General features: G+C 41.1%; 16 protein-coding genes and 1 tRNA gene. 12 read left to right on the top strand and 5 right to left on the bottom strand.

Features of this window, described 5'->3' with window-relative positions:
* Window positions 1-139 precede the first annotated feature (139 nt).
* Window positions 140-1,129, top strand: coding sequence for a hypothetical protein (locus B155_RS0111155; protein WP_018128350.1), 990 nt, complete (start codon window positions 140-142; stop codon window positions 1,127-1,129).
* Here B155_RS0111155 and B155_RS13680 read toward each other — a convergent pair.
* The gene (locus tag B155_RS13680) at window positions 1,122-2,813 is read right to left on the bottom strand and encodes an MXAN_6640 family putative metalloprotease (protein ID WP_018128349.1); all 1,692 of its coding nucleotides are present in this window, start codon (window positions 2,811-2,813) and stop codon (window positions 1,122-1,124) included. The genes B155_RS0111155 and B155_RS13680 overlap by 8 nt on opposite strands.
* A gap of 105 nt (window positions 2,814-2,918) precedes the next feature.
* Between B155_RS13680 and trhO the strand changes: the two genes are divergently transcribed.
* Both trhO and B155_RS0111140 read left to right on the top strand, forming a co-directional pair.
* Window positions 2,919-3,890 (top strand): oxygen-dependent tRNA uridine(34) hydroxylase TrhO, encoded by a 972-nt coding sequence (gene trhO, locus B155_RS0111145; protein WP_018128348.1) that lies wholly within the window; start codon window positions 2,919-2,921, stop codon window positions 3,888-3,890.
* A complete protein-coding gene (locus tag B155_RS0111140) occupies window positions 3,856-4,764 on the top strand; it encodes an RluA family pseudouridine synthase (RefSeq protein WP_018128347.1) in 909 nt (302 codons plus the stop codon). The genes trhO and B155_RS0111140 overlap by 35 nt, the downstream gene beginning before the upstream one ends.
* Here the strand turns inward: B155_RS0111140 and B155_RS0111135 are convergent.
* On the bottom strand, window positions 4,754-5,545 hold the full coding sequence (locus tag B155_RS0111135) for an alpha/beta fold hydrolase (protein ID WP_018128346.1): 792 nt from the start codon (window positions 5,543-5,545) through the stop codon (window positions 4,754-4,756). The genes B155_RS0111140 and B155_RS0111135 overlap by 11 nt on opposite strands.
* Window positions 5,546-5,623: 78 nt before the next feature.
* Between B155_RS0111135 and B155_RS13675 the strand changes: the two genes are divergently transcribed.
* From B155_RS13675 to pnuC, 5 genes are all read left to right on the top strand, one after another.
* On the top strand, window positions 5,624-6,109 hold the full coding sequence (locus B155_RS13675) for a ComEA family DNA-binding protein (RefSeq protein ID WP_018128345.1): 486 nt from the start codon (window positions 5,624-5,626) through the stop codon (window positions 6,107-6,109).
* Between the two features lie 13 nt (window positions 6,110-6,122).
* The gene (porX, locus tag B155_RS0111125) at window positions 6,123-7,667 is read left to right on the top strand and encodes a T9SS response regulator signal transducer PorX (protein WP_018128344.1); all 1,545 of its coding nucleotides are present in this window, start codon (window positions 6,123-6,125) and stop codon (window positions 7,665-7,667) included.
* 8 nt (window positions 7,668-7,675) lie between these two features.
* Window positions 7,676-8,095, top strand: a complete 420-nt coding sequence (tsaE, locus tag B155_RS0111120) for a tRNA (adenosine(37)-N6)-threonylcarbamoyltransferase complex ATPase subunit type 1 TsaE (RefSeq protein WP_018128343.1) — start codon at window positions 7,676-7,678, stop codon at window positions 8,093-8,095.
* Window positions 8,096-8,107: 12 nt separating this feature from the next.
* Window positions 8,108-8,395 (top strand): hypothetical protein, encoded by a 288-nt coding sequence (locus tag B155_RS0111115; RefSeq protein ID WP_018128342.1) that lies wholly within the window; start codon window positions 8,108-8,110, stop codon window positions 8,393-8,395.
* A 68-nt stretch (window positions 8,396-8,463) separates the two neighbouring features.
* Window positions 8,464-9,087 carry a nicotinamide riboside transporter PnuC gene (pnuC, locus tag B155_RS0111110; RefSeq protein ID WP_018128341.1) on the top strand — a complete coding sequence of 208 codons (624 nt, stop codon included), beginning with the start codon at window positions 8,464-8,466 and terminating at the stop codon, window positions 9,085-9,087.
* Here pnuC and B155_RS0111105 read toward each other — a convergent pair.
* A complete protein-coding gene (locus tag B155_RS0111105) occupies window positions 9,080-9,709 on the bottom strand; it encodes a thiamine diphosphokinase (RefSeq protein ID WP_018128340.1) in 630 nt (209 codons plus the stop codon). The genes pnuC and B155_RS0111105 overlap by 8 nt on opposite strands.
* A gap of 95 nt (window positions 9,710-9,804) precedes the next feature.
* Here B155_RS0111105 and B155_RS0111100 point away from each other — a divergent pair, with 95 nt between their 5' ends.
* Genes B155_RS0111100 through B155_RS0111090 form a run of 3 tightly spaced genes read left to right on the top strand, consistent with a single transcriptional unit; the run spans window position 9,805 to window position 12,926 of the window.
* Complete coding sequence (locus B155_RS0111100) at window positions 9,805-10,770, top strand: DHH family phosphoesterase (RefSeq protein ID WP_018128339.1); 966 nt, start codon at window positions 9,805-9,807, stop codon at window positions 10,768-10,770.
* A 9-nt stretch (window positions 10,771-10,779) separates the two neighbouring features.
* Complete coding sequence (locus B155_RS0111095; RefSeq protein ID WP_157464848.1) at window positions 10,780-11,988, top strand: S1C family serine protease; 1,209 nt, start codon at window positions 10,780-10,782, stop codon at window positions 11,986-11,988.
* The gene (locus B155_RS0111090; protein ID WP_026167327.1) at window positions 11,988-12,926 is read left to right on the top strand and encodes a response regulator; all 939 of its coding nucleotides are present in this window, start codon (window positions 11,988-11,990) and stop codon (window positions 12,924-12,926) included. Before B155_RS0111095 ends, B155_RS0111090 begins: the two co-directional genes overlap by 1 nt.
* Window positions 12,927-12,963: 37 nt before the next feature.
* On the opposite strand, the gene B155_RS0111085 is transcribed toward B155_RS0111090, so the two are convergent.
* Both B155_RS0111085 and cutA read right to left on the bottom strand, forming a co-directional pair.
* Window positions 12,964-13,719 carry an enoyl-CoA hydratase/isomerase family protein gene (locus B155_RS0111085; protein ID WP_018128336.1) on the bottom strand — a complete coding sequence of 252 codons (756 nt, stop codon included), beginning with the start codon at window positions 13,717-13,719 and terminating at the stop codon, window positions 12,964-12,966.
* A gap of 3 nt (window positions 13,720-13,722) precedes the next feature.
* Entirely contained in the window at window positions 13,723-14,052 is a 330-nt protein-coding gene (gene cutA / locus B155_RS0111080) for a divalent-cation tolerance protein CutA (RefSeq protein WP_018128335.1), read from the bottom strand.
* Between the two features lie 143 nt (window positions 14,053-14,195).
* On the opposite strand from cutA, the gene B155_RS0111075 reads away from it, so the two are divergent.
* Window positions 14,196-14,279 (top strand) — tRNA-Leu (locus B155_RS0111075).
* Window positions 14,280-14,281: the final 2 nt, after the last annotated feature.

Genomic DNA, 14,281 nt, shown 5'->3' with positions numbered 1-14,281 from the left:
ATGATATCTTTAAAAGTTGGGAAATACTTACTAGTTTAGGCGCTTGGGTTTAGGTATTATTGAGGTATTAAAAATAAGTCTTTACCCGTTATGGAGTTGCTAAATTGAAAATATTCAGAGAGTATCTGGGATTTACAGAGTGAAACAAAGCTTAAGACCATTTTTACAAGATATTATTGACTATGCCGGTTTATATCCACCTGCATCGTTATCGTTAAAGGATGCATTTAGTCAATATCTTGAACATCGACAAAGTGAAGAATCTTGGATGCTTTCAAGCTTTGTATTAGGCGCGCAAAAGCTAAATGAATTAGCACCTATTCTAAACGAAAGCTCGTCGTTAAAAACTCCCGTTTCACTTTCTATTGTTGGGGCTGCTACCTCCGATTTAGGTGAGTTTAAAACCACGATTTCTGATACGGTAAAGGAAATAGCGAGCTTATATAAGAAAGCCCCTTCAAAGATTAGAGCAACGGCCTTAGAGGTGAAATTACCGGTAGATGCTCTTTACTCAGAAACACAACTTGAGCTGATTCAAGCAATCGACTATGTGGTGAAAATTATGAGTAAGTCACCTGCTCTACCACATCGTGTATATTTCGAAATTCCTGGTTTCGATTTTGATGCCAAACTAGCGGAAAAGGTTATTAAAGTAATTGCCGCTCATAACATCAAAATTCAGGAACAAGAACTGCCACATTATATATTCTCTGGCTTTAAAATACGTTGTGGCGGCGTAGAAGCTTATCAATTTCCGCGTTCTAGTTATTTGGCCAAAGTAATAATGGATGCTAGAGATCAAAACTTACCCGTTAAATTTACGGCTGGTCTCCATCATCCTATCAGACACTTCAATGAATCTGTGGATACAAAAATGCATGGATTTATCAATGTATTTGGGGGTTCGATCTTGAGTTATACTCAAGACCTCTCGGAAAAAGAGCTCATGGATATCTTGAATGAAGAAGACCCCAAAGCCTTCCATTTTACCGATTCTTATTTTAGTTGGAGAGATCTAGCGGCTCCAAATCTCGAAGTAAAAATGCTCCGTATGCTGGCTGTAATTTCCTATGGAAGTTGCAGTTTCGAAGAGCCTATTGAAGACCTAAAGGCTCTGAAACTTATTTAATCAAGGTCATTTTATTGTACAGCGTGCCTTCTTCGGTTACCAAACGGTATAAGTACACACCCGATGCTAGATTGTAAGCATCAAAAGGAATTTGATAAGCCCCCGCTTCAATATTACCGTCCAATAACACGGCGATAAGCCTTCCGGTGTAGTCATATATACTCAATCTCACTTTCTGGTCTCTGGGTATATCAACAGGGATGGTTGTTGACGGGTTGAACGGGTTCGGATAATTTTGCGCAAGCCCTATTTCTTTTGGGATATCAGATGTAAATCGGTATCGATACGCAATGTCTTGCTCAGCATGGCTGTTTGTGATGGACACAAATATAGACTCGACTTCTTTCCAAGGAATACTTGTGGTAAAAGTTGTAGTGCCCGATTCATTGGCCTCACCAATAAACTGGGTTGATGTTCCATTGTTCAAATAAACAATGAATGCAGTCTCAATATTTGGCATGGTGTAAGTAGTTTGAATAACTACATCGCCATTTCGCTCATCGGCTAAATCAATTTCATAAAAATGAGCGGATAAACTACCAAGTGAATTCGCAGAAGATAATGTGTCGTTTAGTTGAGTGAGTCGGCTCCGAATTCTGGCTTCGGGGTAAGCTAAGCGTTCGTCGAAACCAAACGAGGGTACACTGTTTGCCCCGGCACCTAGATGCCATAGATAAAGCTCACTTAAACTCTGATTATAGGATAAAGAGCGACTTTCAAGTTCTTGCTCCACAGCCGTTAATAAGGGGACTTCGAATAAGCTAGTTTCAATGCGATTCCAAGCGGCAGGCCAAAAGTCAGTTCCGTATTTTTCTTCAAAGTATAAAGCCCATGTTACATCTTCATAGGAACCAGGTGCAATGGTTACTGCAGAGTTACTAAAAATAGTACTGCCAAATCCGTCTAAGTAATTATAGTAGTCATTAACAGGATCATACACGGTTTCTTCAACAAGCGTAGCATCCATTTCTGCCCATCGATCCGAATCACCATTCCAATTGTTTTGAACATATTGAATAGCGTGTTTAAACTCATGCGCCATGGTTACTTTGATAGCCCCAGCCTGGATACCATCAGGATCATCATTGTCGGGAAAACCAACAAAATCGTTTTCTAGAACTATATAAGTACTTGGCCCAACCGGGTTATTGGATGGTGCGGTAAATCCATAAAACCCCAAATCTCTAAAGGATACTTCGTACCTAAAGCCAATGGGTATTGGGTCTGCATAACCCAGCCTTTGTACCAAGTGGCGGTAGGAAGAATCAGCGGCTTCGCCAACGGCTTCAACATAATCGGGTACGCCTGAGAAATCATCATCAGCTAAGGGAACAGCATTTACCCCGGTGGTGTCGTAGGATATTTCAAATTTATCAGACGGGGTGATGTACACTTTTGTGGGTGAGCGCCTTTTCTGATCCATTGAAAATGGTGCGGGTTCAGAAATGCCTAATTTATGTTTTGAATAGAATGCGGTTAAGGGAGTAGCACACTTATGAAGTGAGCCGTCTTCAAAGACATCCACTAGCTGTTGATATGCTGTGTTGGAATTGAGTTTGCCTTTCTGATGGTTGGCCAAAATACTGCGAATATCATGTGAATGGCCATGTTGAGCTTTTATATCAGCTACCGTAAAGCACAGTAAAAATATACTGAGTAATGAGAATAGTGATGAAAGCCGCATAGTAGAACTGTACATTATTTAATAAGGATATTTCGTAAATTTGCCCCCTACAAGAAAACTGACTAGCAAAGATAATAGTATCAGCTAAAATCATTTGAAGATAAGATGTACGAAGTCATCCTATATTACAATTTTTCTCCAGTAAGCGAACCAGAAAAATTTGCCAAGCAGCACAAAAAATTCTGTAAAGAACTTGGACTCAAAGGAAGAATTTATGTTTCCTCAGAGGGTATAAATGGTACCGCAGGTGGCACAAAGGAACAAATACAGCAGTATAAAGATCATCTTCGTTCCCTCCCTGGTTTTGAAGACACAGAATTTAAAAGTGACGAAGCCGATTATATTCCTTTTGCCAAATTGATTTGCAAAGTAAGGGAAGAAATCGTGGCCCTTCATGTAGATGGGGTAGATCCTAAAGAGGGTGGAAATCACTTATCTCCCGCAGAGTGGAGAAACGTAATGGAGTCGGGCGAGGATTACGTAATGATTGATGTGCGTAACAATTATGAGTCTAAGATTGGGCACTTTAAGGGAGCACTCAAACCCGACTTAGAAAACTTCTATGATTTCCCACAATGGTTAGATGAAGCAAATATCCCCAAAGACAAAAAAGTACTGATGTACTGCACAGGCGGAATCCGGTGTGAAAAGTTTTCGGTACTCATGAAGGATAAGGGCTGGGATGATGTGAATCAGCTTCATGGGGGAATTCTAAACTATGCCAAAGAGGAAGAAGGAGCACATTTTGAAGGTAAATGTTTTGTGTTCGACGATCGCTTAGTGGTTCCCGTGAACCCAAAAGATTTAGCCCCAATTGCACATTGTGAAATCACAGGTAAGCCAGCAGATACCTATGTAAACTGTGCAAATATGGAATGTAATAAGCTTTTTGTGTGCTCTGAAGAAGGTGCTTTTCAAATGGAAGGGTGTTGTAGTGAAGAGTGTATGAAAAGTGAATATCGCCGTCCGTTTGATCCTGAGAATGCATTCAGGCCATTCCGCAAGTGGTATAACTATTTCGGTGAAGACTTTAAGGCCCGTAATGAAGCATCAGCAGCTACCCCTTCAAAGTCGTAATGTTCGGATAGTTCCACCCTATCCAATTACTCATCAATTTAAAGTTCAAGATGAATTTGTAGGGCAGAGTCTGCTCAATATGATGTGTACTCGCTTCCCTTTTCATGCAAAAGAGGAATGGCTGCGACGTATACAAAATGGACGGGTAGGAATTAACGGCCAGAGTGTAGCTACCTCCTATCAACTTCTTAAATCAGACTTGGTGTATCACCACAACCCAAAAGTGGTAGAACCATCGGTTCCAGATGAAGTTAAAATTCTGAAAGAAACCGACGATTGGTTGGCGGTATATAAGCCCGCACCCTTGTCGATGCATCCCGGAGGTCGGTTCAATAAAAATACCCTTACAGCGATTTTGGAAGATATGGGGTATGAGAAACTGCGAATTATCCACCGGCTAGATGCGGTAACTTCTGGCATCGTTTTATTCGCGAAGAACAAAGAGTTTGCCCGCCGTGGGATGGAAGCGTTTACGGCATCCAAGGTTCAAAAAATATATTACGCAAAAGTACATGGGGTGCCCGTGGAAAAAAGCCGGACGATAAATAGCTCGATACGTAGGAAAAATGGTTTCGTGTTCGAAAGTGGCGATAACCTGCTAAACGCGAAAAAAGCGGAAACCCATTTTGAAGTAGCTATCAAAGGAAGTGAACATTGTGTGATTAAATGCTTTCCCAAAACAGGAAGAACCCACCAAATAAGGCTACACCTTGAAGAATGGGGGTATCCTATCATCGACGACCCTATTTATGGTCCCAATGGCGACACTACCAGCAAACGCACTCAGAATAGAAGCATTAGTTTAGTAAGTGCAGGGCTTTCAATACCGCATTTAAATATTGAGCTAGCTGTAGAGAACCCGTTTAGCTGTTAAAGAAAGCTCGGGCAATGGCCGCAAACTGCTTAGGCTTATCTAGGAATGCATAATGGCCAGCATCCTCAATTACCACTAGCGCTGCTTTTTCAATCCCGGCTTCAATGCGTTCGCCTTGGTAAACCGGAGTCGCGTCGTCGTTTCTTCCCCATATAAGAAGTACCTCATGGGGGATGGAAGGCAGACAAGATTCTAGATATTCAGTAACCGACTTTACAAAAGTGCCTCTCATAACGCCCGACAGTCCACTGTATTCGCTGGAACCGAGTTTCTTCCAAAGTGAAGTTTCACGAAGCTTAGAAAGACCTTGTTCTTGTAGCTTCGTTGGTAGAATTAAAAAGGGAGCCTTGAGTGTTTTAGCTAAATACTTTTTGAAATAAAATTTAGCGGATCGCTTTGGCTTCATACCCGCACCACCCGTAATCAATACTTTCTCAATACGAGAAGTGGCAAATGGTCGGCTACAAAGCTTTAGTGTAATTCGCCCTCCAAATGAGTGAACAAGTAGATCAACGGGTTCAGAAAAGTGTTCTTCAATAAAAGCCTGAATAGCATTGGTATAATCGTCGATACTCCATGCCTCTGGGGGCTCAGGGGTGTCTCCAAAGCCCGGTAAGTCTAACACATAAGAACGGCGTATATCAGCTAATTGTGTGGCTATTGGCATCATCACTCTTTTACTACTACCCCACCCATGCAAGATAACAAGGGGCTTGCCCTCGCCTACTACTTGGTAGCTAAGGGCTAAATTCTGATAATTAAAAGTGTGTAATTCGCTCATGTTGGGGTGTTCAAGTTCCTAGAAAGAGTTGACATACAAAGATTTTGTTCCCTTATTGCTTCAGTCAATGGAGTTAGCATGAAGAAACTTAAAAGAAACTGGTTCTTCTGGGTCGATAAGTTACAGATTACAAGAAAAGAACGAATATCTATTTCTATAATATTCTTCTTAATTGTAATACTTACCGCCATGAATCTATTTGTTGAACAAAAGCAGATAGAAAATACGCAGCATTATGCCATATTAAAGCAAGAGTTTGATGAGCGCACTAAGGCAATGAAGGCAAGAGAAGAAGCGCTCGCTCAAAAATACGACGGCATTGAAACGGAGATAGATAACAAGAATGAGGATGCTAATTCGCCTAAGGTACTTAGCGTCGTAAACGTAAATACAGCGGGTTTGTCGGAACTTCTAAAACTAGATGGAATTGGAAGTATTTATGCACAAAGAATTATAGATTATAGAACTGAAAACGGTCCGTTTCAATCTGTGGAAGAGTTATTACACATTAAAGGAATTGGTAAAAAGCGTCTTGAACAGATACGACCATTCATCACATTGTAGCCAAGTTTAGATTATGCCAAATATTTTATGGGTAGACGACCAAATTGATGAGCTGAAATCGCACATCATTTTTCTAGAAAAGAAAGGATATACCATTGAACCCGTTTCGAATGGGGAAGATGCCATTAGCATAATCAAGGAACGAACGTTTGATATGGTGTTCTTAGATGAGCAGATGCCGGGTATGGATGGCATCGAGACTCTCGAGCATATCAAAAATATTAACCCGCTTATTCCAGTAGTGATGATCACCAAGAGTGAAGAAGAGTCTATCATGGAAGATGCGATTGGGGGCAAAATCTCAGATTACCTGATTAAGCCGGTTAACCCGAACCAGATTTTATTAACTACCAAACGATTATTAGAGCGTTCGAGGCTACAGAACGAGAAGTCTGCCCAAAGTTATCTAAGACAATTTGGAGAGTTGAGTTCTAGAATTCATCCCAGAACAAGTTGGGCGGAATGGATTGAGATCTATAAAGAGCTTTCGAAGTGGAGTATGGATCTGCAGTCGGGCGATGAAAATTTAACACAGGTGTTGAAGGATCAGCTTCAGGAGGCCAACAAAGAGTTCGGTAAATTTATTGAGAATGAATACCGCAGTTGGGTACAAGGAGAAGAAGGAGCACCCACCCTATCACCTGAAATTATTTCGAAGTACGTAAAACCTCATCTTGATCGGGGCGAAAAGACTATGTTCTTCATCATTGATTGTATGAGGTACGATCAGTGGCTTACTTTTGAGGCCGTGCTTTCCGAGTTTTATACCATCGAAACAGATATGTATTACTCTATTCTGCCTACGGCAACACCCTATTCAAGAAACGCGATATTTGCTGGATTATATCCATCTGAAATTGAGCGCATGTACCCAAGTTTGTGGCAACAGGGCCAAGATGAGACTTCATTAAACAGGCATGAAGAGGAGCTCCTAAAGCGACAATTGCAGCGTTCTCATTTGGATATAAATTTCCGTTATGAAAAAATCCTGAATGCAGATGATGGCAAAAAAGTGGCAGATAAAATTCACAACTACAGCCAATCAAAGTTCGCAGCTTTTGTGTACAACTTTGTAGATACACTGGTGCATTCTCGTTCTGATTCGGCCGTAATTAAAGAGTTGGCTCCCGATGAAAATGCCTTTCGCTCTATCACAGAAGCTTGGTTTATGCATTCTAACCTACTTCAAATGTTTAAGACTTTAGCCGAAGAAGATGTAACTGTAGTGGTAACAACAGATCATGGTTCAGTACGGTCGCTTCGTGATACAAAGGTGTATGGCGATAAAGACACAGCTACCAATTTGAGATATAAATTTGGTAGAAACTTAAAAGCGGATGAACGCGGCGCAGTACTTTTTATGGATAAGCCATCCGATTTTATGTTGCCTGAAGTGGCAAAAGTGAACAACTATATTATTGCTAAAGAGGATTATTATTTTGTGTACCCAACCAACTATAATAAATTCCAAAATCGCTTCAGAGATACCTTCCAACATGGCGGCGCTTCAATGGAAGAAATGATTTTACCTGTAGCAACCTTAAAGCCGAAATCGTAGAGTAATTCATGAAGATTGAGAGTAAGTCGGTAGAAGAAACTCTGCAAGCAGGTCGTACTTTTGCAGCCACCTTAAAACAAGGAGATGTAGTATGCCTTGAGGGTGACTTAGGAGCCGGAAAAACACATTTTGTGAAAGGGATGGCTTCCACTTTCGGTATTGATGAAGCCACCGTTAGCTCACCTACCTTCACCCTGATCAATGAATACAAAGGAGGTACTTTGCCTCTGTATCACTTTGATGCGTATAGATTAAAGTCGGAGCAAGAAGCTCTTGAAATTGGCACGGAAGAATATTTATATGGAGACGGCGTTTCGGTGATTGAATGGCCATCAAAAATTTCTGGTTTACTCCCTGAAGATGCCATTCGTGTGGAAATAACCCACCAAGGTGATAACTCAAGAACTATTCATATATTAGGCGACTAGATTTTTTAGACTATGTCCTCGTTAAAAAAGAGAAGACTTTCATATCGGCTAGATTTACTCCCCGTGATATTGCCCTTTCACCGAAGAGCAAAGAACGACCTTAAAATGGGAGACCTCGTGTATTACGGCCCAAGCCCTGAGTATTACGGTATTGGCGAAGTGGTACAAGTTGAGGAGAAAGTGTGTGTGGTCGATTTTCGAGGCACGGGTCTAATGGGTATTCATAAAGACGAACTACTAGCCAGCTACCTCATCCCAATTCATAAGCTGAATCTCTCAAGAGTACTAAAATCTAGATAGTGTAATTCGTTCTTGGTAAGGGGTGTAAATAATGCTAATCTTGGCCCTTTAGCTCTCAAATACTACATATGGAATATATCATTGATGGCATCATTCAAGGCGTGATGCAAACTACCTTATTAGAATGGACAGCTGTGATTTTCGGGATTGCAAGCGTGGTATGTTCAATGCGAGAAAATATATGGGTATACCCAACAGGCATCGTAAGTGTAGTTATCTATGTGTATTTAGCTTTTCAGTATAAATTATATGCCGATATGGGAGTTAATGCCTACTACTTCATTATGAGTTTGTATGGGTGGTATTACTGGACTAACACCGATTCAGCTAAAAGAGATCAGGTGCCCATTACCTTAAATTCTATGCGCGAGCATGGCTATACCCTGCTTTTACTACTCACAAGTTTTAGCCTATTAGCCGCTGTACTTATCAACTTTACAGACAGCGATGTTCCCTATTGGGATGCCTCTACAACTTCATTCGCAATTGTTGGCATGTGGCTAATGGCACGCAAAAAATTAGAAAACTGGATTGCGTGGATCATCACAGATTTACTCTCGATCCCTCTCTATTTTTATAAAGGACTGGTGCTCACGAGCTTCCAATTTCTAGTATTCACAGTGTTAGCCACCATGGGCTACTTCGTGTGGAAGAAATCCTATGCTAAACAACAACAGTTAGCGGCTACTTAGTTTTCTTGCCCGTTCCTATGAACACACCCAGTGTGCCCTCGTCATAGCTAATGGTGACGGTTTCATCAGTAACCGTATTGGATGTGCCATCTTGAATACCCGGGATCAAATCAGTGTTGCTAAGCGGATATTGCACCCCTTCAGAGCTAAAGCTTTTGACAATGCCCGAAAGTGGGAAAAAAGATATTACAGTATTCAAAGGCAGTTGAACTGAATAAGGCGAACTAACACAGAGTGTGTCACCGTAGTCATCACGAATAATCAATGAATTAAATTTCTGGTAGTATCCCACCATTGCCGATAGGTTTTTCATCTGGTGATCTACGCGTTTCCCAAGCGCACCCAGTATCACTACATCTTTGCTGCCTTTGTCGAGGGCATATTGAAGGGCTTTCTCCAAATCATTGAAATCTTGGTCTTCAATTTCTAAAGTTTGAATACCTTCATGGTTGGTGTAATGGAAGCTGTCCAGATCTCCCAAAACAATATCAGGGGTAAAGCCATAGCCCAAAATGGCATGCCCACCACTGTCGGCGCCCACGATGAGGTTGGCGGCATTGATTTCAGATTCAATAAGAGATTTTGAGGGAGGGGTTCCTCCACATACAATTAAAGCACGCATAAGTTTTTAAGGGCAAGGATCGAAAAAAATTGACCCAAAAAGAAATGGAATTCTAGGTATAGAAAGCTATTTTTGACATCAAAAAGAAAAGATTGATGCACAAAGAATTAATTCAAAAGTTAAAGTCGCACAACAAAGTAGCTGTATTTTCTCATGTTCGACCGGATGGCGATTGCTTAGGCTCGCAGGTGGCCATGTGCTTATGGTTACAGAAAAATGGAGTTGAAGCGGTGGCTTATAATGCCGACGGCCCCTCGCAGAACCTGATGTGGCTAGCTGATATCTTTCCTATCGAGATACCTGAAGAACAAGACCTAGCTCACTTTGATGCCTTTTTAGTGGTGGATGGGAATGCACTGCATCGTTTTGGAGAGGTTGCTGAGAAGATAGAACAAACAGGTGCTCCAATTTATATGATCGATCATCATCCTCAACCAGATGATGTTTTTACTGAAATGGCTTCAGATGTGACGGCATCTTCTACGTGTGAAATAGTGCATAGAATTTATACTGAAAATGATCCTTTACAGATAGATGAGCAGTCTGCAAAAGCAATGTATGTGGGTATAGTAACTGATACGGGCTCGTTTCAATTTGATAGTGTGAAGCCCGCAACTATGATGGCAGCTAGCGATCTGCTCGACAGAGGAGGCTTCACGCCCAATGAAGTAATGGACAAAGTGTATGCCACTAAAAGTTTAAATGAGATTAAGTTGCTTGGGCTATCACTTGAGACTCTAAATTTACATGAAGACCAACAAATCGCCAGTATGTACGTTACTCAGGCGATGTTTAACGAAACTAACACAACTGCTGAAAACACCGAAGGTTTTGTAGCTTACCCCATGAGTATTGACGGAGTTAAAGCATGTATCTTTATGAGAGAGGAAGAGCATCGCATAAAACTTAGTCTGCGTTCAAGAAGTGATATTGACGTGAATGAATGGGCAAGGCAAATGAATGGTGGTGGCCATAAAAAAGCGGCTGGAGCTTCCTATCAAGGCACACTTGATGAAGCATTACAGGCGGCACTGAAAATCGGCAGAAAGCAATGGACCTAATTCGACAGTATGAAGAAGATAGCTAGTGTACTAGTATTTTGTGGATTGATAATGAACTGTGCTCAGGAGCAAAAAATAGAACCTGTTCCTGTGATAGCACCCTTAAAAGTGGAAGCCTCACCTGCTAAAAGTGTGGCTATGGTTGAAGAGCCACAAGTGGAAGAAGAAGCTCAACCAAGTACAAACGATCAAATAACCACAAGCAGGCGAAATGCAATTACCAACGCAGTTGAAAAAGCTAGTCCTGCCATTGTAAGTATCACAGTTACGGAAGTAGAAAGAGGGTATAACCGAGTGATGGATCCTTTTTTCTCGAGATTTTTTCAGATGCCAACCGAACGTGAAGTTAAAAGTATGGGTTCTGGTTTTATCATAAGCGAAGACGGTTTAGTGGTAACGAATGAACATGTTGCTAGTAGTAGTGCGCGCAAAATAATGGTGGCACTGGCAAATGGCGAAACCTATGAGGCAGAGTTACTTGGCTCTGATGAGTTGGCAGACCTTGCCTTGCTCAAAATCAAAGAGCCGAAGAAAAAAATGCCTTATATAAAGTTCAGTAATTCCGATAACGCTATGGTAGGTGAGTGGGCTATTGCCATGGGTAATCCATTTGGATTGTTTGATGATGGCAAGGCCTCGGTAACAGTGGGTGTAATAAGCGCCACTAAGCGAGACTTTAGGCCCGATCCGCAAGAACCAAGAGTTTATATTGATATGATCCAAACGGATGCGGCTATTAACCGCGGTAATTCAGGAGGGCCACTTGTGAACAGTGAAGGTGAAGTAATAGGTGTAAATACCTTTATTTATACGGGTGGCACAAGTGGAGGCTTTGTCGGATTGGGTTTCGCAATCCCTTCGAATAGGGTTAAGAAAATCATAAAGCAATTGGAAGAGTCGGGTCAAGTATCACTTGATTTTGACCCCGGAATGGAGTTTACTCCAATGACGAGTAAGCTTGTGTATCAGTATGGGTTGCCATCCATACCTGGTTTATTTGTAACTAGTGTAAATAAAAACGGACCAGCATATGATTGTGGGATCATGCCGGGAGACATCATCACAAAAATAGGAGATATTCGAGTAAGCAGTGAAATGCATGCATGGGCACTTATGCGCGAATATCAAGAGGGTGAAAAGATGAAGTTGATACTAGTACGAGGCAATAATAAATACGAAACTACAATGACCTTACGGAAGAGAGTGAAGGGTAAATAATGAGCACAAAGTATACCATTCTTGTAATAGACGATGATAAGTCGACACACTACATCGTTAAAACAATGCTAGCTAAAAGATATTCCTTAATTCACGCGTTGAATGCACAACAGGGAATCAATGTATTGTCGGAGAAAAAAGTAGACTTAGTGCTATCAGACATCCATATGCCGGGAATGTCGGGCCTAGAGTTTTTAAATGTGCTGGTGAAAGATGCCAACAAAAAGCATATCCCAGTTTTGATAATGACGAGCCTGCCTAGTGTAGAAAAGGAACAGCAAGCATTGGATTTAGGTGCACAGGATTTCTTAAAGAAAGAAATGTTTACCTATAGCCCGTTAGAAGTGCGCCATAGAATAGAAATGAAATTGGTGAGTAATCTAACGGTGCCAAATTTACCTAAGAAAGTAAGCGAAGCACAGAATGCCGTTGTAAAAGAAATGATAAGTGCAGTGGCAGAACAGGAGTTTGATAAAGTATGCCAATCCTTTTGTGAGATTTTAAAAAAGAATTTCCAATTCGATCATGTATCGTTTTGGTGGTTAAACAAAGAAGAGCCATCACTAAAAGGGGTGGCAGGTATAGAATTCCAAAACGACTACACACCGAACGACCTTTACTCTGAAAAGACCTTCCATAAGTTTGTTAAATCTCGAAAGCCCTATTACTCCAATAATGTGTTAAACGACGGTAATGGGGTAAATGCTGAATTCTCGAAAGAAAAAGATCTTGGTGTAGAAATAGGAGTTCCTATGTTTTGCATCACAGAATCTGATTTGATAAAGCATGAGATGAAAATACCCGCAAAAACTAAAATCTATGGGTACTTACTACTTAAGCGTTCATCGGTAATATCAACGAAAGAGTATTCAGTAATCTCCAAACTAGCCATTCGATGCAGTTCTATGCTGTGGAGAATTAAACAAGAAAAAGGCTAAACCAAACACGAGTTGAGGTTCATTCTAAAAAGATCACTTATTTCTTTCTTTGCATAAAACGTTCAACCCGAGCGATATGCTCTGGATGCACCCAAAGCTCTGAAAAGGGAATCACTTCGTTTTGCATACTTGCTTCTCTTGAGCCTGAATTACCCCACCCTGCGCGCTTTATGCGACTTATATAATCTCTGGAATTCTTCAATAGTGGTTCACACCATGTTACCGCTTCATCGATTAAGTTCTCATCTGAAAGTATAGCGTTCAAGAACTGTGCTCGAAGCATAGATTCAGCATTGTGGACTTCAGCCTTGCCCAGCCATTCAAGGGCTTTTGAACGGCCAACTTTTTCAATGAGGCGGGTAAGCCCACCCCATCCTGGCGTTAAGTGAAATCGGCCTTGGGTGAACCCGAACTTTGCATCAGGTTTAGATAAGATAAAATCAAAAGCGAGCATCAATTCTATTCCGCCGCCATAAGCATCACCGTTAATGAGTGCTACATTCCAAGTGGGTAGCTGTTCGATGTTCAAAAACAACTCATGCATTCTTTTCGACATCTCTACCGCTGCGTCTTGAGAGGTAATGCTGTGAAACTCCTTTAAGTCGCCCCCCGAGATAAAGCTTTGAGTGCCTTCCCCCGTTAATAAGAATATGCGAATCTCGTCATTATCCCGTATTTGATCTACGAGAGATTCAAGTTGTTCAATGACTCTAAAATTAATGGCATTTCGAGCTTCAGGCCGATTAATAGTAGCTTTAAGTATTTGAGGGGTAAGAAACTCAGTGGTGATCAAGGCTTAATATTTTGATTCTTGAATAAGCCACTTAATGTAGGCAGAATTGCCTTCTTCTTCAGCAACAGGAAGTGAAATTACACACGGGCAATCATAGCTGTGATTGCTTACCACATATTTAGTGAGTGCTTTCACTTTAGATTTATGCGTTTTAGCAATCATAACGGTCTCGTTATCCGATTCAATCTTCCCCTCCCATCGGTATATAGATTCCATGGAATCAAAGATATTTACACAGGCTGCAAGTCGGTCTTCAACTAACTTAGCACCAATGCGGCGAGCTTCCTCTTTGTTGGGAAAAGTGATGTAAACAAAATGAATATTATTATACATAGCGATTAATTTAAAAAAGCTGTCTGAAATCCCAAGAATTAAGTTTTGGCGGATTTGGTATGAAGGAAAATTAATAAAGAAAATTGCCCTTTAGGTTTGGTATTTGTTGAGAATAACTCCTATCTTTGCAAGCTCTAAATTTCGCGAGAGTGGTGGAATTGGTAGACACGCTAGATTTAGGATCTAGTGCTTTAACCGGCGTGGGGGTTCGAGTCCCCCCTCTCGTACT

It is taken from the genome of Balneola vulgaris DSM 17893 (assembly GCF_000375465.1).
Lineage (GTDB): Bacteria > Bacteroidota > Rhodothermia > Balneolales > Balneolaceae > Balneola > Balneola vulgaris.
This window is presented reverse-complemented; position numbering and strand designations above follow the sequence as displayed.

Bases quoted from the DNA above. Each gene is read 5' to 3' on its own strand.
- B155_RS0111095 (WP_157464848.1), top strand. From the start codon at position 10,780: ATGAAGAAGATAGCTAGTGTACTAGTATTTTGTGGATTGATAATGAAC.
- porX (WP_018128344.1), top strand. From the start codon at position 6,123: ATGCCAAATATTTTATGGGTAGACGACCAAATTGATGAGCTGAAATCG.
- B155_RS13680 (WP_018128349.1), bottom strand. From the start codon at position 2,813: ATGCGGCTTTCATCACTATTCTCATTACTCAGTATATTTTTACTGTGC.
- pnuC (WP_018128341.1), top strand. From the start codon at position 8,464: ATGGAATATATCATTGATGGCATCATTCAAGGCGTGATGCAAACTACC.
- B155_RS13675 (WP_018128345.1), top strand. From the start codon at position 5,624: ATGAAGAAACTTAAAAGAAACTGGTTCTTCTGGGTCGATAAGTTACAG.
- B155_RS0111135 (WP_018128346.1), bottom strand. From the start codon at position 5,545: ATGAGCGAATTACACACTTTTAATTATCAGAATTTAGCCCTTAGCTAC.
- B155_RS0111140 (WP_018128347.1), top strand. From the start codon at position 3,856: ATGAAGCATCAGCAGCTACCCCTTCAAAGTCGTAATGTTCGGATAGTT.
- B155_RS0111115 (WP_018128342.1), top strand. From the start codon at position 8,108: ATGTCCTCGTTAAAAAAGAGAAGACTTTCATATCGGCTAGATTTACTC.
- B155_RS0111090 (WP_026167327.1), top strand. From the start codon at position 11,988: ATGAGCACAAAGTATACCATTCTTGTAATAGACGATGATAAGTCGACA.
- B155_RS0111105 (WP_018128340.1), bottom strand. From the start codon at position 9,709: ATGCGTGCTTTAATTGTATGTGGAGGAACCCCTCCCTCAAAATCTCTT.
- cutA (WP_018128335.1), bottom strand. From the start codon at position 14,052: ATGTATAATAATATTCATTTTGTTTACATCACTTTTCCCAACAAAGAG.
- tsaE (WP_018128343.1), top strand. From the start codon at position 7,676: ATGAAGATTGAGAGTAAGTCGGTAGAAGAAACTCTGCAAGCAGGTCGT.
- trhO (WP_018128348.1), top strand. From the start codon at position 2,919: ATGTACGAAGTCATCCTATATTACAATTTTTCTCCAGTAAGCGAACCA.
- B155_RS0111100 (WP_018128339.1), top strand. From the start codon at position 9,805: ATGCACAAAGAATTAATTCAAAAGTTAAAGTCGCACAACAAAGTAGCT.